This is a genomic window from Gemmobacter megaterium (assembly GCF_900156815.1).
Lineage (GTDB): Bacteria > Pseudomonadota > Alphaproteobacteria > Rhodobacterales > Rhodobacteraceae > Wagnerdoeblera > Wagnerdoeblera megaterium.
In genome coordinates, this window is sequence record NZ_FTOT01000007.1 from 1 (window position 1) to 16,172 (window position 16,172).

A 16,172-nucleotide genomic window follows, 5' to 3' on the forward strand; every position below is an offset into this window, starting at 1 on the left:
CCATCAATGTCAAAGAGCACAACAATCCAGAACAAAAAACAACCGAACCGACCCAACTCTCACCGGGCCAACTCGACCATCCTTCCCAGATTGTCGACGTCCGCTTCCGCCTCAGCTTCCACTTCCGCCACCGTCGCTTCCCGTCTGGTCCGCTTCGGTGAGGCGGTATTTAGGGAGGTTCGCCGGGGGCTGCAAGAGGAAAATTTCGCAGAACCGTCGTTTTTCAAGAAAGACCGGGAAACACCCTCCCCGGCGGGCTGGTGGAGAAATTTCTGTTCAATTTGGCACCCTTGGAGCGCAAGGTTCGCAAAGGCCCGCAGATCAGGCCGGCGCTGAGCGGCGAATCCGTCCCAAACGCAGAACGACAAGGCCCAGGACAATACCCAGGTAGACGATGGGCTCCGGCGGCCAGGCCTTCACCACCATCAGGTAGTGCAAGGCCCCGGCGATTGTCGCCGGCCAGGCCAGCAGATGCAGTTGCCGCCAGGCGGCACCCCCCATCCGCCGGATGGCGCCATTGGTGCTGGTTGCCGCCAACGGCACCAGAAGCACGAACGCCAACATGCCGATGGTGATATAGGGGCGTTTTACCAGATCGCGCGCGATCTCGTCCCAGCGCAACTGGATGTCCAGCACCAGCCACACCATCAGATGCAGCGCGGCATACCCGAAACCCAGCACTCCGATGGCGCGGCGGAACCGGATCAGGTTCACCCCGGTGGCCCGCAAGAGTGGCGATACGCAGAGCGCCGCAATGAGGAAACGCAGCGACCAGATGCCCAACTCGTGCTCCAAGGGGCGCACAGGGTCGGGACCAAGACCGCCATTCGCAAGCAACCAGACCAACCAGAGTGCGGGAATCAGCCCGCCCAGCCAGACCGCTGCGGTCGGCACCCGGCGCAGCCCACGGTTCGCCCGGCTGGCAATCGGCATCAGGGCGACGGGTGGCATCAGTAGAAGCGCGCCAGATCCATGCCAGCGTATAATCCGGCGACTTCGTCTGCATACCCATTGAACATCAGCGTGTCGCGCCGCTTGGCAAACAACCCCTCACCGATCCGGCGTTCGCTGGCCTGGCTCCAGCGCGGATGATCGACCTGCGGGTTCACGTTCGCATAGAACCCGTACTCCTGCGGTTGCAGCATGTTCCAGGTGGTAGGCGGCTCGCGGTCCATCAGGCTGATGCGGACAATCGACTTGATCGACTTGAACCCATACTTCCACGGCACCACCAGCCGGATAGGTGCGCCATTCTGCTTCGGCATCGGCTCACCATAGAGGCCGGTGGCCATCAACGTCAGCGGATGCATCGCCTCATCAAGACGCAGACCTTCGACATAGGGATAGTCGAGGTTCATCTTGCGCACCCCCGGCATTTCTTCGGGTCGGGCAAGCGTCTCGAAGGCCACATATTTCGCCCCCGGCAGGACACCGACCCTGTTCAGCAGCCCCGACAGCTCGAACCCCATCCACGGCACAATCATCGACCATGCTTCCACGCAGCGAAAGCGATAGATGCGCTCCTCGATGGTCTGTCCCTTCGTGACATCGGCCAGATCATACGTTCCCGGCTTCTCGACCAGGCCGTCAATCTTTACCGACCACGGGTCTATTGTCATGGCACCGGCATGGCGCTTGGGGTCTTCCTTGCCAAAACCGAACTCGTAGAAATTGTTGTAGCTGGTGATGGCCTCAAGGCTGGTTGGCGCCTCGTCCACCGAATACCGCGCAAAGGCCGGACCGGCGACGGCGAACGCCCCGACCCCGGACAGCACGGCACGGCGCGACAGGAACAGGGATTTCGGCGTCACATCCGACCAGCGGGGATCATCGGAACGAAATCGGCGCATTGGAACCTCCAGCAGTGCTTTGACAGATTACGCAGCAATTCGCAGCACAGCGCAAAAGTAATACACCCCGTCACGCCATCGTGACACGTCAACGCCAGTAGACATATTCATATCTGCGCATCATTCTGTCGTCAGGCCAACCTGGCCAGACCGGAGGAGATCCCATGTTCCGCACGCTTGTCGCTGCCAGTTTGCTTGCAGCCGCCACTCCCGCCTCGGCAGAGTTCATCACCCGCACCGTGGAAGGCAGCTTCGACGACATCGCCTTTGCCGTTGAAAGCGCGATCGTCGGCAAGGGCCTTGTCATCGACTCCGTCAGCCATGTCGGGGAAATGCTCGAGCGGACGAAGGCAGATGTCGGCGGCGCGCGCACCGTGTTCGACCAGGCCGATGTCTACAGCTTCTGCTCGGCCAGCCTCTCGCGTAAAGTAATGGAAGCAGATCCTGAAAATATCCAGTTCTGCCCCTATGGAATCATCGTCTATGCCTTGCCGGATCAGCCTGGCAAAATATCCGTCGGCTATCGGAGCTTTCCCGACGGCCCCATGCAGGAGGTTCAAAACCTGCTGGAGGCGATCATCTCGGATGCGGTGGAGTGATCACGTGGATTCACGCCGCCTGACACCCGCGTGAGAAACGTCCGGTTTGCCGCGTCACGGTCCTTTCGATCCGATTTCAAGGGGGCCTGACGTGAATATGACAGTGATCTGTGGCCGCCCCCTTGCGTATTTCCTGCGATGCCAACGTCGGCATCGTCTGAATACGGAGTGACCGATGATCCGCAGAACTTTTCTGGCACTGACCGCATCGACGTTCCTGGCCGCACCGGCCCTTGCAGATGGGCATTCCAAGGACATCGTCGATACGGCGGTGGAGGCCGGCAGCTTTACCACACTCGTTGCCGCCGTACAGGCCGCCGGTCTGGTCGAGACGCTCAAGGGCGAAGGCCCGTTCACCGTCTTTGCGCCGACGGACGAAGCCTTTGCGAAACTTCCCGCAGGCACCGTCGACGACCTGTTGAAGCCCGAGAACAAGGACAAGCTGACGGCCGTCCTCACCTACCACGTTGTGCCGGGCAAGGTGATGTCCACCGACCTGTCGAACGGAATGACGGCCGCAACGGTCCAAGGGGCCGAAGTGACCATCATGACCGAAGGCGGAGTAAAGGTGAACGAGGCAAATGTCGTGACCGCAGACATCGCGGCCTCGAATGGCGTGATCCATGTCATCGACAGCGTGATCCTGCCGCCGATGTGAACCTTGTCGGGCCGGGGCAACCCGGCCCGCTTCATCTCAGGCGATACGAATCTTGCGGAACCCGCGTTTTTCTGCGCGACCGCACCATGACTCTGCGGCGACGACGGCGTCCCGAAGGTTGGAAAACCAGGAAACGATCGGACGCGACCGACACCCTGATGCGCCCCATTCCCGCAACACGGAATACTCGCCGAAGAGATTCTCCGTCACCTCGACGCGATAGAATCGGCCCGGCCGCGTGAACAGCAGCGCCAGCACCCTACAACCCCAGCACATCAAGCATGTCATATTCACCCGGCTTCTGGCCCTGCCCCCATAGCGCCGCCTTCAGCGCCCCACGGGCAAAGATGGCCCGGTCGGTGGCCAGATGGCGCAGAACAATACGCTCACCGTCGGCGGCGAAGATCACATCATGCTCGCCAACGACATCGCCGCCCCGAATCGCTGCAAAGCCGATCCGCCCGCGACCGCGCGCGCCGGTGATGCCATCGCGGCCCCGGTCCGCAACATCGTCCAGCACCACGCCGCGCCCCTCTGCGGCCGCCTCGCCCAGCATCAACGCGGTACCGGACGGCGCATCGACCTTCATACGGTGATGGGCCTCGACCACTTCGATATCCCAATCCGCGTCCAGCGCCGCTGCCACCTTGCGCGTCAACTGCACCAGCAGGTTGACGCCCAGACTCATGTTTCCGGCCCGCACAATCACCGCGTGGCGCGATGCCGCCGCAATCCTGCCCAGGTGCTCTGCCTCCAGCCCTGTGGTGCCGATGACATGCACCGCGCGCGCCTGCGCGGCGAGGGCGGCGAACTCCACCGTCGCGGCTGGCACGGTAAAGTCAATGACGGCCTGCGCGCGCGCAAAGGCCTCCAACGGATCGTCTGTCACCAGAACGCCGATATCGCCTCCGCCCATGCAGGCGCCGACATCGCGCCCGACCCAAGGATGACCTGTCCGTTCCACGCAGGCCACCAGCCGCGCCGCATCGCTGGCCATCACGGTATGGACCAGCATCTGCCCCATGCGGCCCGAAGCCCCAGTGATCACGATTCCCGGCAATTCGGCCATGCGCTTCCCCTGCTTTCGTCTTGCATCAGATATCCTCGGGGTGTCCGGGGCTCAGGCAACCCCCGGCGCCAGCCGCAGGGCATCCTTGCCTCCATACCGCACAGGAATCGCTCATGCAAAGCCGCCCGTTGCGGGAATGCGCCGAAACGCCTATCTGGGAGTGATGGCACAGAACAGTTTCTCCTCGGGCCCCGGCCCATCGCAACGTCAGCTTCGCGTCGGCGAACTCATCCGCCGCACGTTGTCCGACGTGTTGAACCGGGCCGACGTACATGACCCCGACCTCAACCGCATGTCGATCACGGTGGGCGAAGTCACCGTCTCGACCGACCTCAAGGTTGCAACTTGCTATGTCATGCCGCTTGGCGGCGCGGATCCGCAGGGGGCGATTGCGGCCCTGGCCCGCAACAAGGGCGAGCTGCGCCATCATATCGGCAAGGCGCTCACGTTGAAGTTCGCGCCGGATCTGCGGTTCCGCATCGACGAGACGTTTGATCGCCTGGACGAAACGCGGCGACTGTTCTCGGATGAACGCGTCCGCCGCGATATTTCGGGCCCCGACACCGAAGATGATGATCAGTAAGGCAATTATTGCCTTATTGGCCATGGCGGGCGCTGCCATGGCCTCGCCTTGCCGCCTCACCAGCTTCGAGGGCACCAGCTACACGCTTTGCGAGGTTCGGGCGGATCAGGATGTCCGGCTCTTCCTGAACGCACCTGATGGCAGCCTTCTGGGCAACTTTCCCGGAATCGATGCCATGCTTGCCCCCGGCAAACTGGGCTTTGCAATGAACGCCGGGATGTATCATCCGGATCGCACGCCGGTCGGGCTCTATATAGAGAATCACCGGGAGATCACCCCGCTCGTGACATCGCCGGGGCCGGGCAATTTCGGCCTGCTCCCGAATGGCGTGTTCTGCATCGCACCTGACGGCAGCTTCGCAATCACCGAATCGCGGGCATTCGGGCTATCAGGGCCGGACTGCCGGTTCGCCAGCCAATCGGGGCCGATGCTGGTGATTGATGGCGATCTGCACCCGCGATTCCTGCCCGACTCGACGTCGCGCTACGTGCGGAACGGTGTCGGTATCAGTCTCGACGGACAACAGGCGCTCTTTGCGATCTCGGGCAGCCGCGTGACGTTCCACGAATTTGCGCGCTTTTTCCGCGACGGACTTGGCCTGCGCAACGCGCTCTATTTCGACGGGAACATTTCGCGCATCTACGCGCCCAATCTCGGGCGCAGTGACTTTGGCTTCCCCATGGGGCCGGTGGTCGGGCTTGTGCGCGACTGACGGGCTCAGCTGCCCATCAACATCGTCCACCAGATCTTGCCATTCTTCTCCTGGAACAGCGAAAAGCCGAAATACCGCGCTTCCGGGTTGAGAACGATGGCGCGGGTGTCCGGGTCTTCCATCCAGGCGGCCAGAGTTTCCAGTTCCGTTTCATAGGTCTCGGAAATCAGCTCGCCCAGAACGGTTCCGGGATACCCCACCCGCTGCGCCCGCTGGATCGGCGACGAGCCGTCTGACCCGAAATGCCATGGCCGGTTCTGGACGGACATGTCGCGCGAATGAGTTGCCGCCGCCGCATTCAGTTCTGCGCTCATCTGCACCGGCACAAGACCGCGCGATTGGCGGATGGCGTTGACGGCATCAATCTGACGCAACTGGATGCGTCCGACATCGCCTTCGCGGATCTTGTAGACTTGCGGCAGGGGCTTGCCGTCGGGCCCCAGTTGACCGCCGATTCCCCCGGCACAGGCCGCCATGAACAGGGTCGCACCCAGCGCAAGCAGCACATTTCTACGCACCATAGGAAACCCACCTCGTTATCATCGTATTCTGCGCTGCCATACATGATAGACGGTCCGGGGGCAAACCCCGCCAATGACGCCTGCGTGATCGACGGCGATTGTGGCCATTCCCTGCCGATACCCGGCGCGGGGAACGGGGGTTTGAATTGCGCAGGCTTGGCTGGCCGCGTATGACACCCATATAACACTGTACATACTCTGATCAGAGCAGACCGACCGGAAGGACCGCCGCATGTCGCGCGACAGCCTGCACCGCATCAACCGCCGCCTCTTTCTTGGATCCGCCGCCATGGCGGCCACCGGCCTTTCGATGCCCGCCCTTGCCCAGACCACCGGCACAACCGAAATGGAATCTGCCGCAGGCGGGGCCGTTCGGCGCAACATCTCCAGCTTTCGCACGTTGCAATGGCAGCCCTATTTCGACAACCTCAGGAATGGGGCCATCCTGGTCGACCTGACCTCGCGCGCCTTGCACTACTGGTCCGAAGACCAGTCGGTCTACCGCCTCTATCCGACCTCGGTGCCATTGTCCGAAGATCTGACGCGGCGCGGCCGGACATCTGTTGTGCAAAAGGTCACAAATCCCCCATGGCGGCCGACGCCCTCGATGAAGGCGCGCAACCCCGAGTGGCCGGATATGGTTCCCGGTGGCTCGCCCGAAAACCCGCTTGGCGTGCGTGCGCTCTATCTATCGTGGACTTACTACCGAATCCACGGCACCCACGACACACGCAAGATCGGGCGGCGCTCATCCAACGGCTGTGTTGGTCTCTATAATGAACACATCCTCGAACTCTTTGATCTGTCCAAAGTGGGCACGCAGGTGTTGCTGATTTGACAACGTGGCCGTTGGGCCACATGACATCTGCTTTCCCCCGTTGCGTTTTCTCCGCGCCAGTGGTTAGGAATGGATTACGAGGCATCTTGTTCGCGCCTGTAGCTGCCCTCATTCCTTTGGCTACGGGTTTATCTGGAGGTTACCATGAAGAAAATCGCTCTCGCTGCCGCCCTGTCGCTGGCCGCTTCGACCGCGTTCGCCGGTGGCTTGGCCACCCCGATCGTCGAACCCCCGGTTGTCGAGGCCAAAACCTCGTCGTCCTCGGGCATCCTGATCCCGCTGCTGCTGCTGGTCATCGTTGCCGCTGCTGCATCGAAGTGATCTGACGCAAGTCAAACGAAAAGGGCGCCCCTTGCCGGGCGCCCTTTTTGTTTGGCTTGTGCTGCGGCAGACACGGACCACAGCCAAAGGGCTGGCTGTCAGACCCAGCCAGCCAGATTCTCCTCGATCACCGTGACCAGCGCGGAAATATGCGCAGCGTCGTCGTTCAGGCAGGGGATATAGGTGAATGTCTCCCCCCCCGCATGGACGAAGGCCTCCTGGATTTCGCCCTGAATCTCTTCGAGTGTCTCGATGCAATCGGCGGAAAACGCGGGTGCGATTACAGCGATGTTCTTCTTGCCCTGCCGCGCCAGGTCGGCCACATGCTCAACCGTGTAGGGGCGCAGCCATTCCTCACGTCCAAAGACGGATTGGAACGTGGTATCAATGCTGCCCTTTTCCCATCCCAGCCGTTCACGCAGCAGGCGAGAGGTTTTCTGGCATTTGCAGTGGTAGGGATCGCCCTCCATCAGGTAGCGCTTCGGCATCCCGTGATAGCTGGCCACCAGCACATCGGGCTTGCGCTCCAGCCCGGCATAGACCCGTTCCACCGACTGGGCCAGCGCCTCGATATAGGCAGGGTGCCCAAAGTACTCGGGCACGGTACGCGCCGCAGGCTGCGCCTTTTCCGCCATCAGCGCGCGAAAGAACTGGTCGTTGGCGGTCGCGGTGGTCGCACCTGCATATTGCGGATACAGCGGAAAGAACACGATCCTGTCGCAGCCCGCCTGCACCATCTCGCGCACCTTGGTGGCCGTGGCCGGGTTGCCGTATCGCATACAGAAATCGACCATGACCGCATCGCCATGACGCTCGCCGATCGCGGCGGCGATCTTTGCAGTCTGCACCTTGGTGATCGTCATCAGGGGGCTTTCGCCCTTGTCATGGTTCCAGATCAGCTTGTAGTTCGCGCCACTGGTGAACGGTCGCTTGGTCAGGATCACCAGTTGCAACAGCGGCTGCCACTTCCATGCCGGAAAGTCGATCACGCGCTTGTCTGACAGAAACTCGTTCAGATAGCGCCGCATCGACCAATAGTCATAATTGTCAGGCGTGCCGAGATTCGCCAGCAGAACCCCAACTTTGCGCGGCGGGACGGGCGGGTGGTCGGCGGGCAGCAGGGCGGTGGCCTTGGGTTCGGGCATCGGAGTTCCTCTGGCATCCGGGCTGGGACATGTCCCAGATAAGCGGATTTCTGGCAGGGTCAATCAGCCGCCCTGCGGCCAATCGCCATCTTCGGCATTCAGCGCATCGGCCAGCCGTTGTGCCGCCGATCCCGGCCGCAGGGGTTTTTGCTGGCTGTCGTGCGGCTTCCAGCCCGTCAGGAAGACAATCTCAAAGGTCGCACGCACCCGCGATTCGGCATCGGGATAGTGGTCGCCATACAAGGCCGCCGCTTGCAGGAAAACCTTGCGCCCGGTGAATCGCCGCAACCGCCCGGACAGCGCATTGCCTTCGCCCATCGCGCGCAGATCCTGCATCAGATGCAGCGCATCCCGGTAGCTGACAGTCTGTGTCAGGCTGTCTGCCACCGGCAGCGCCAGGCCAGCCCGTTGCAACAGGCCCCCAAGCTCCCGAATCTCGGCCATAGGTAGCACGCGGGGCGACAAGCCCCCCGTCACAGCCGCCTCGGCCTCGGCCAGGACGGTGCGCAATTCGGCCAGCGTCTGTCCTGCGAACAGGGCCGCGATGAACAGCCCGTCCGGGCGCAGGGCCCGTGCACACTGGATGATCTGCCCGACCGGATCGTTCGACCAATGCAGCGCCAGCGCATGAACCACCAGATCCTGCGATGCCGGGGCCAGATCCAGCACATCGGCCTCGGCCACCATCTGCGCGCCGTCCAGGCGCGACTGCCAGACCTGCGGAAAAGCGGTGACAACCGCCTTGTCCATAAACGCCCTGTTAACCTCGCTCAGGCGATCCTGAACTTCATCGGCCACGAGATGGTGCAGGAACAGCTCCGGCGCGGGTGCCGCGCGGGCGCGATTGCGCATAAGGGCGTCGGGGTCGGTCAACTGTGGCGCGGACATGCGCCGGACCATAGGGGGGGACAGAATGCAAATGCAAGCCCTGGTGCGGGCGCTGTACCCACCGCAATGCCTGTGCTGCGACACACCTGTTGAACAGGAGTTCGCCCTGTGTGGTTCCTGCTGGCGCGATACGCCGTTCCTCGCAGGCCTGGTCTGCGATTGTTGCGGCACACCCCTGCCAGGGACGGAGGACGAGGGGGCCCGCATATTGTGCGACGACTGCCTGCGACTGGACCGCCCCTGGAGTCGCGGCCGCGCGGCAGCCGCCTATGGCGGCAATGCCCGCCGCATGGTCTTGCAACTCAAACACGCCGATCGCCTTGATCTTGCGCGCCCGCTGGGCGACTGGATGGCCCGCGCCGCCGCGCCAATCCTGGAACCCGGCATGATCGTGGCGCCCGTCCCGCTGCATTGGATCCGCCTGCTGCGCCGCCGCGCAAATCAGTCGGCGCTGTTGTCAGCGCGTGTCGCCTGTGTCACCGGGTTGCGCCACATCCCCGACCTCTTGAGTCGCACCCGCCACACGCAAAGCCAGGAGGGCAAGGGACGAGACGCACGCTTTCGCAATCTTTCCGGCGCGTTGCGGCCAAATCCCCGGCAGATCCAACATGCTGCGGAGGGTCATGTGCTGCTGGTCGATGATGTGATGACTTCTGGCGCCACTCTTGCCGCAGCCACCGACGCCCTCAAGGCTGGCGGTGTGAAACAGGTTTCAATTCTGGTCCTTGCCCGTGTCACCCATCAGTGATCGCGCAACCTCAGCCCAGACGTTCGGGCAATGACAGGCCCCGCAACGCCTCGATCACCGGCAAGGCGCGCTTTCCCTCGCGCTGGACATGGGTAATGTCGACAGCTCCGGTGCCACAGGCCACACGCAGGCCCGAACCTGTCAGAATCTCGCCGGGCACGCCCGCACCATCGGCTGTCGTTGCGCGCAAAAGCTTCAGCCGCTCTTGTCCCATCTGGCACCAGGCTCCGGGGAATGGTGACAGGCCCCTGATCATCAGTGCAATCTGCGTTGCCGGCAATGTCCAGTCCACCCGCGCTTCGGCCTTGTCGATCTTCCTGGCGTATGTAACGCCAAGATCCGGCTGCGGTTCGGGAACAAGATCGGGCAGTCGCGCCAAGGCCCTGACAATCAGCCCGGCGCCTAGGACCGACAGCCGATCCTGCAAATCCGCCGTGGTTTCCGACTCGCTGATCGCAACAGCCTCGCGCAGCAAGACAGGGCCGGTGTCGAGCCCCGCCTCCATTTGCATGATGCAGACGCCCGTTTCGGAATCTCCCGCCATGATGGCCCGATGAATCGGCGCCGCCCCCCGCCAGCGTGGCAACAACGAGGCGTGGATGTTCAAACAACCGTGGCGCGGGGCATCAAGCACGACTTGGGGCAGGATCAGACCATACGCGACGACTACGGCGACATCTGCATTCAACGCCGCAAAATCCGCTTGCGCCTCTGGTGTCCGAAGCGATTTCGGATGGCGCACCGGAATACCAAGCGCCTCTGCCCGTGCCTGCACAGGCGAGGGGCGCAACTGCTGGCCGCGCCCGGCGGGGCGGGGGGGCTGGGTATAGGCCGCAACAACCTCGTGTTCTGCGGCCACGGCATTCAGCGCGGGCACAGAAAACTCCGGCGTCCCCATGAATACGACGCGCATCACCGCCCTCCCAGCTTGGCCGCACGCTTCAACAGCATCTGGCGCTTCAGCGGGCTGAGCCGGTCGAAATACATCCGGCCTTGCAGGTGATCAATCTGGTGCTGCACCGACGTCGCCCACAGATGAACAAAGTCACGGTCCTCCATCTGGCCATCCGCATTCAGGAATCGCACAGTCACCGCACGCGGGCGCGATATGGTGGCCGACACACCCGGAAGGTTTGGCGATGCCTCCTCGTGTTCGCGCATTTGCCCCGATGCATGGAGGATTTCGGGGTTTGCCATCAGCACGGCCTTGCCCCGGTCTTCCGAACAATCGACCACCGCAAGACACAGCATGACCCCGATCTGCGGCGCCGCCAGCCCATAGCCGGGCATCGCATCCATGGTTTCCACCATGTCGGCCCAGATCGCGCGGACATCGTCAGTGATGGCCGTCACCGGAGCGGCCGCCGTGCGAAGGCGCTTGTCAGGCCAGAAAACGAATGGGCGTTGCACGGGCGGCGGCTCCTATGGCTTGCAATCGCCCTGGATCAGGCGGGATTGCGCATGGCGGCAAGTACTGACGAGGCGGCGAAACGTACCGGCTCGTCCAGCAGATCAATGCACAGGCGCCCGTTCAGATGATCCAGTTCGTGCTGGGCGCAGGTCGCGGCGAAACCAGATAGCCGCTCTTGCAGCACCACACCATCAAGGGTGGTCCAACGCAGGGTGATTTCGGCGGGGCGAGCAACCGGACAGGCAACATCGGGAATCGACAGGCAGCCCTCTGTCCGCGTGACCACGTCCTCCGACGCATCGAGAACTTCGGGGTTGATGCAGACTTGGGGCGAGGGTGCGCCCTCTTTCCAGCCCACGTCCATGACGAACATGCGCAAAAGAACCCCGACTTGCGGACCGGCCAAACCACGGCCCTGCGCGGCGTACATGGTTTCCAGCATATCGGCGGCAAGCGCGCGCAGGCTGTCGTCTATACCTGTCACCGGCAGACAAAGGCGGCGCAGGCGCGAATCTGGAAACGTAAGGATCGGTAGAACAGCCATGTGTCTGCACCTAGCACCGGGGTTTTTCTGCGTCCATGGGGCCCTGGATCCACAGGTAAGGGAAGCACGAATTCCGTGGCCGCCCGCGACATGTGCAACAGCGGAATGGGCAATGGGACGGTTCAGCCCCGCGCGCGGTCGCGTTTGAGCTTCTCCATCTTCCGCGTGATCAGTTGGCGCTTGATTGGCCCGAGGTAGTCAATGAACAGCTTGCCGTCCAGATGGTCGATCTCGTGCTGGACACAGGTCGCCCACAGGCCATCAAACTGGTCTTCCTGCACCGCACCATCCAGATCATTCCAGCGAACCCTGACTTCGGCCGGACGGGTCACTTCGGCATATTGGTCGGGAATCGACAGGCACCCCTCCTCATAGGTGTTCTTTTCTTCCGACGACCAGAGGATCTCCGGGTTGATCAGCACCATCGGCCGCGGTGGTTCCGGCGCCTTCATGCAATCCATCACGATCACCCGCTTCATCACGCCGATCTGCGGCGCAGCAAGGCCGATACCGGGCGCCTCGTACATGGTCACCAGCATATCCTTGGCAAGCTCCTGAAGGTCACTGCCGAAATCGGTGACGGGGGTGCAGCGCTTCTTGAGCCGCGGGTCGGGATGGATGAGGATGGGGCACAGGGTCATGCCAGATGATCTAGAGAATGCCAGCCAATCGTGCAATGGTGCGGCAACGACCCGGAACACCACGATCGAATGAGGACAAAATCCGGGCGATCATCACAGGCATAGGTGCATTTTTCGTATAGCGCCGGATTATCGGGATGATTTCCCGATGATGGTGCAATATCTGGAACAATCAGACCCCGTACAGCACGCAGGACGACACAGTATGAACTTTGACGAGATCATCGAACGCCGTGGCACCCATTCGGCCAAATGGGACATGATGGACAAGCTCTACGCCGTACCCGGCGATACGGGCATCTCTATGTGGGTGGCCGACATGGATTTTCGTCCACCTGCCTGCGTACAGTCCGCCCTGCAAGGGATGCTGGATCACGGCATCTATGGCTATTTCGGTGACGACAGCGCCTATAAGGCCGCGATCCGCTGGTGGATGCAGACGAGGCACGACTGGGAGGTCGAGGATGATGCCATCCTGACGGCCCACGGTCTGGTGAACGGCACCGCGCTGTGTGTCCACACCTTCACCGCGCCGGGCGAGGGGGTGGCGGTGATGGCGCCGGTCTATCACGCATTTGGCAAGGTGGTGCGTGGTTCCGGGCGGCGGCTGGTCGAACTGCCGCTGACGTCAGAGAACGGGCGGCTTGAGATGGACCTGGCCACCTGGGACAGCATGATAGACCCCGGCACCAAAATGCTGATCCTGTGCTCCCCCCACAATCCGGGCGGGCGTGTCTGGTCCCAGGATGAGCTCAAGGAGGTGGCAGCCTTTTGCCAGCGGCATGACCTGATTCTGGTGTCGGATGAAATCCACCACGATCTGGTGTTCGCCGGATCGAAACACACCGTGATGGCCAAGGCCGCGCCCGACGCGCTGGACCGCATCGTCATGATGACCGCGACGACCAAGACCTTCAACATCGCGGGGGGACACACCGGCAATATCATCATCCCCGATCCGGCACTGCGCAAGCGGGTGGCGGATACGCTGTTCGGACTTGGCATCTCTGGCAACTCCTTTGGCTTGGTGATGGCGACGGCGGCCTATTCACCCGAAGGCGCGGCATGGGTCGATGCGCTGGTCGACTATCTGGATGGCAACCGCAAAGTGTTTGACGCTGGCGTGAACGCAATTCCCGGTGTGCAATCAATGGCGCTGGAGGCAACCTATCTGGCCTGGGTCGATTTTGCAGGGACCGGGATGGAGGTCGAGGAGTTCACCCGCCGCGTGGAACAGGAAGCAGGCATCGCGGCCAACCACGGCTCGACCTTCGGGGTCGGGGGGGAAAGCTGTCTGCGGTTCAATCTGGCAACGCCGCGTGCGCGGGTCATCGAGGCTGTGGAACGGCTGCAAAAAGCCTTCAGCGATTTGCAGTAGCGCATGTTCAGGGTGTGGCCTCATCGGGGCCCACCCTCCGCCACCCGGAATGTCTCGATCAGTCCCGCAAGCCGGTCACGCCTGACGAACAGCCGCGAGACATCCCGTCAGCGCGGCAAGGTCATCGGTGATCAGATGCATCGGAATGGCCCCTGTCGGCCCATTGTTGCTGTTGGGCGCGGCGAAAGCCTCGGCGATCACTGTAGCATACCCCGCACGGACCAGACCCTGCGCAACGCCGCCCGCAAGCCAGATTCCATTGCGCGGAAGGGTCAACAGGGCAATCTCCTGTAACCAGACCCCCAGAAGTTCGGCGTGAAGCGACAGCGTTTCCCCGGCCTCTGGCACCTCGGGATGCGATGTCAGCGCCAAAGATGGCACAGTGGCTCCGTGCAGGGCCGTGTGCAGCGCCGCAAGGCCCCTGCCGGAAAATATCGACTCGGCCGAATGGAACGCCGACATTCCGGCACCGATGCGGCCTTCCAAGCGGCGGGTGATCGAACCTGGCAAGCTCAGATGCCCGGCCTCTGCGGAAAGCACGGCGGGGGGCCGTTCGGCGCGGTGGATCACGGCGGCGATATTGGTCCCGGTCCCAAGACCAACGACAACGGACTGGCCGTTCGGATACCGCTGGGCCGGAGCATGAAGCGGAACTGTCGCAGCCGATGACAGATGCGGCAAGGCATGGCCCAATGCGACCAGATCGTTCACCAAGGTCACATCCACGCCAAGCCGCCCGGCCAGAACCGAAGCATCCAGCGACCAACCGCTGTTGGTAAGCTGGGCGCAGGCGCCAATGACCGGGCCCGCAACAGCAAGACAGGCGGATGTCAGAACCGGCTGCCCCTGACCCGCCAGATAGTGATCCAACGCCGCATCGAACCCGTGATGATCCTTCAGACGAAACCGTGCGACCGTATCAGGCAGCACAGTCTGCCGACCCAAGGCAAAGCGGCAGTTGGTGCCCCCGATATCAGCAATCAGGATGGTCATTCAGCCCCCGGAATCTGGCGCATCCTGCCTGCCCATCAAAGACCCGAAGGCCAAAAAGGCCGCGCCATTGCAGGCGCGGCAGGTGTGTTCCTGCGACGGGTGCCGCGGAACACCGGCGGAAGGCCGATTGTGCTTAGTGTTCGCCCAGTTCCGCGCGGATCTGCTGGCGCAGGAAGTCGATGGGAACCATCTTCCCTTCGCGCTTGAAATGCCAGTAGGTCCAGCCGTTGCAACTGGGGGCGCCCTCGTAATGCGCTCCGACCTGATGAATGGAGCCGGTCATCCGGTCCCCCACAAGCGTGCCGTCGGCGCGCACCTTGGCCGTAGACCCGCGCGGACCGACCAGAACCTCGCCCGGACGCAACATGCCCCGTTCGACCAACTGGCCAAAGGGCACGCGCGGCTCGGCACGCTTGGACCCGGAGGTCTCCAGCGCCGATGCGTCATAGGGCCGGACCCGCGCAATCCGCTGTGCTGCGGCCTCGCGGTAGGAGTCTTCCCGTTCGATACCGATGAACTGGCGACCCAGCATCTTGGCCACGGCGCCCGTCGTGCCGGTGCCGAAAAACGGATCAAGCACCACATCGCCCGGATTTGTCGAACCGACCAACACGCGGTGCAAGAGCGATTCAGGCTTCTGCGTCGGATGCGCCTTGTCGCCGTTCGCATCCTTCAGCCGCTCGTGCCCCGTACAGATCGGCAGCACCCAGTCGGACCGCATCTGAACACCTTCGTTCAGCGCCTTCAGCGCGTCATAGTTGAACGTGTATTTCGCAGCTTCGGACTTCGACGCCCAGATCATCGTTTCATGTGCGTTGGTCAGACGCTTGCCGCGAAAGTTCGGCATGGGATTCGACTTGCGCCAGACAACATCGTTCAGGATCCAGTAACCAGCATCCTGCAACGCCGACCCGACACGAAAGATGTTGTGATAGCTGCCGATCACCCAGATCGCCCCATTGGGCTTGAGCAGGCGTCGTGCCGCAGCAAGCCAGTCGCGGGTGAACTTGTCATAGGCCGCAAAGCTGGAAAACTGGTCCCAGTGATCGTCAACCGCATCTACACGCGAATTGTCAGGGCGATGCAATTCGCCCTTAAGCTGAAGATTGTAGGGCGGATCCGCAAAGATCAGATCCACCGATGCCTCGGGCAGCGACCGCATCACGTCGATGCAATCGCCGGCCAAAATCTGATTCAGCGGAAGCGCGGGCGCCTCCGGTAGCTTGGTTCTTACAGCCATCTTCTGCCTCTGGTACCCGCACGTTGGTCGCGC

21 protein-coding genes are annotated in these 16,172 nt (G+C 62.5%); 8 read left to right on the forward strand and 13 right to left on the reverse strand.

Annotation, left to right across the window (positions count from 1 at the left end):
• Nucleotides 1-321 precede the first annotated feature (321 nt).
• Together msrQ and msrP are read right to left on the reverse strand one after the other, a co-directional pair.
• Nucleotides 322-951 carry a protein-methionine-sulfoxide reductase heme-binding subunit MsrQ gene (msrQ, locus tag BW970_RS15215; RefSeq protein ID WP_229740537.1) on the reverse strand — a complete coding sequence of 210 codons (630 nt, stop codon included), beginning with the start codon at nt 949-951 and terminating at the stop codon, nt 322-324.
• Nucleotides 951-1,850, reverse strand: a complete 900-nt coding sequence (gene msrP, locus BW970_RS15220) for a protein-methionine-sulfoxide reductase catalytic subunit MsrP (protein WP_076533003.1) — start codon at nt 1,848-1,850, stop codon at nt 951-953. The genes msrQ and msrP overlap by 1 nt, the downstream gene beginning before the upstream one ends.
• A 164-nt stretch (nt 1,851-2,014) precedes the next feature.
• Here msrP and BW970_RS15225 point away from each other — a divergent pair, with 164 nt between their 5' ends.
• Together BW970_RS15225 and BW970_RS15230 are read left to right on the forward strand one after the other, a co-directional pair.
• On the forward strand, nt 2,015-2,449 hold the full coding sequence (locus BW970_RS15225) for a DUF302 domain-containing protein (protein ID WP_076533004.1): 435 nt from the start codon (nt 2,015-2,017) through the stop codon (nt 2,447-2,449).
• 175 nt (nt 2,450-2,624) lie between these two features.
• On the forward strand, nt 2,625-3,107 hold the full coding sequence (locus BW970_RS15230; RefSeq protein ID WP_076533006.1) for a fasciclin domain-containing protein: 483 nt from the start codon (nt 2,625-2,627) through the stop codon (nt 3,105-3,107).
• A gap of 36 nt (nt 3,108-3,143) precedes the next feature.
• Here BW970_RS15230 and BW970_RS15235 read toward each other — a convergent pair whose 3' ends face one another.
• Together BW970_RS15235 and dapB are read right to left on the reverse strand one after the other, a co-directional pair.
• On the reverse strand, nt 3,144-3,365 hold the full coding sequence (locus BW970_RS15235) for a WGR domain-containing protein (protein ID WP_229740538.1): 222 nt from the start codon (nt 3,363-3,365) through the stop codon (nt 3,144-3,146).
• 1 nt (nt 3,366) lies between these two features.
• A complete protein-coding gene (dapB, locus tag BW970_RS15240) occupies nt 3,367-4,176 on the reverse strand; it encodes a 4-hydroxy-tetrahydrodipicolinate reductase (RefSeq protein WP_076533010.1) in 810 nt (269 codons plus the stop codon).
• A 163-nt stretch (nt 4,177-4,339) separates the two neighbouring features.
• Between dapB and rbfA the strand changes: the two genes are divergently transcribed.
• Nucleotides 4,340-4,759: a 30S ribosome-binding factor RbfA gene (gene rbfA / locus BW970_RS15245; protein WP_144038970.1), complete on the forward strand. Its 420-nt coding sequence runs from the start codon at nt 4,340-4,342 to the stop codon at nt 4,757-4,759.
• Entirely contained in the window at nt 4,749-5,471 is a 723-nt protein-coding gene (locus BW970_RS15250) for a phosphodiester glycosidase family protein (protein WP_076533012.1), read from the forward strand. The genes rbfA and BW970_RS15250 overlap by 11 nt, the downstream gene beginning before the upstream one ends.
• A 5-nt stretch (nt 5,472-5,476) precedes the next feature.
• Here the strand turns inward: BW970_RS15250 and dalA are convergent, their stop codons facing one another.
• The gene (gene dalA / locus BW970_RS15255) at nt 5,477-5,989 is read right to left on the reverse strand and encodes a divisome-associated lipoprotein DalA (RefSeq protein WP_371870139.1); all 513 of its coding nucleotides are present in this window, start codon (nt 5,987-5,989) and stop codon (nt 5,477-5,479) included.
• Between the two features lie 235 nt (nt 5,990-6,224).
• Here dalA and BW970_RS15260 point away from each other — a divergent pair, with 235 nt between their 5' ends.
• On the forward strand, nt 6,225-6,830 hold the full coding sequence (locus tag BW970_RS15260) for a L,D-transpeptidase (RefSeq protein ID WP_076533016.1): 606 nt from the start codon (nt 6,225-6,227) through the stop codon (nt 6,828-6,830).
• Nucleotides 6,831-6,974: 144 nt separating this feature from the next.
• Entirely contained in the window at nt 6,975-7,151 is a 177-nt protein-coding gene (locus BW970_RS20940; RefSeq protein ID WP_188475570.1) for a hypothetical protein, read from the forward strand.
• Nucleotides 7,152-7,249: 98 nt separating this feature from the next.
• Here the strand turns inward: BW970_RS20940 and hemH are convergent, their stop codons facing one another.
• Entirely contained in the window at nt 7,250-8,296 is a 1,047-nt protein-coding gene (hemH, locus tag BW970_RS15265) for a ferrochelatase (protein ID WP_076533018.1), read from the reverse strand.
• A 63-nt stretch (nt 8,297-8,359) separates the two neighbouring features.
• On the reverse strand, nt 8,360-9,184 hold the full coding sequence (locus BW970_RS15270; protein WP_083701331.1) for a methyltransferase domain-containing protein: 825 nt from the start codon (nt 9,182-9,184) through the stop codon (nt 8,360-8,362).
• 25 nt (nt 9,185-9,209) lie between these two features.
• Between BW970_RS15270 and BW970_RS15275 the strand changes: the two genes are divergently transcribed.
• Complete coding sequence (locus BW970_RS15275; RefSeq protein ID WP_076533022.1) at nt 9,210-9,932, forward strand: ComF family protein; 723 nt, start codon at nt 9,210-9,212, stop codon at nt 9,930-9,932.
• 10 nt (nt 9,933-9,942) lie between these two features.
• Here BW970_RS15275 and fmt read toward each other — a convergent pair whose 3' ends face one another.
• The 4 genes from fmt to def (BW970_RS15295) all read right to left on the reverse strand — a co-directional run bounded on the left by fmt (nt 9,943) and on the right by def (BW970_RS15295) (nt 12,528).
• A complete protein-coding gene (gene fmt, locus BW970_RS15280; RefSeq protein WP_076533023.1) occupies nt 9,943-10,845 on the reverse strand; it encodes a methionyl-tRNA formyltransferase in 903 nt (300 codons plus the stop codon).
• On the reverse strand, nt 10,845-11,342 hold the full coding sequence (gene def / locus BW970_RS15285) for a peptide deformylase (protein WP_076533025.1): 498 nt from the start codon (nt 11,340-11,342) through the stop codon (nt 10,845-10,847). Before def (BW970_RS15285) ends, fmt begins: the two co-directional genes overlap by 1 nt.
• 35 nt (nt 11,343-11,377) lie before the next feature.
• Complete coding sequence (gene def / locus BW970_RS15290; RefSeq protein ID WP_076533027.1) at nt 11,378-11,887, reverse strand: peptide deformylase; 510 nt, start codon at nt 11,885-11,887, stop codon at nt 11,378-11,380.
• A gap of 122 nt (nt 11,888-12,009) precedes the next feature.
• On the reverse strand, nt 12,010-12,528 hold the full coding sequence (gene def / locus BW970_RS15295) for a peptide deformylase (protein WP_076533029.1): 519 nt from the start codon (nt 12,526-12,528) through the stop codon (nt 12,010-12,012).
• A gap of 205 nt (nt 12,529-12,733) precedes the next feature.
• Here def (BW970_RS15295) and BW970_RS15300 point away from each other — a divergent pair, with 205 nt between their 5' ends.
• Nucleotides 12,734-13,906, forward strand: a complete 1,173-nt coding sequence (locus BW970_RS15300) for a MalY/PatB family protein (protein WP_076533032.1) — start codon at nt 12,734-12,736, stop codon at nt 13,904-13,906.
• A 75-nt stretch (nt 13,907-13,981) separates the two neighbouring features.
• Here the strand turns inward: BW970_RS15300 and BW970_RS15305 are convergent, their stop codons facing one another.
• Both BW970_RS15305 and BW970_RS15310 read right to left on the reverse strand, forming a co-directional pair.
• Nucleotides 13,982-14,899: a glucokinase gene (locus BW970_RS15305; protein ID WP_076533035.1), complete on the reverse strand. Its 918-nt coding sequence runs from the start codon at nt 14,897-14,899 to the stop codon at nt 13,982-13,984.
• A gap of 133 nt (nt 14,900-15,032) precedes the next feature.
• Nucleotides 15,033-16,139 carry a site-specific DNA-methyltransferase gene (locus tag BW970_RS15310; protein ID WP_076533037.1) on the reverse strand — a complete coding sequence of 369 codons (1,107 nt, stop codon included), beginning with the start codon at nt 16,137-16,139 and terminating at the stop codon, nt 15,033-15,035.
• Between the last annotated feature and the right edge of the window lie 33 nt (nt 16,140-16,172).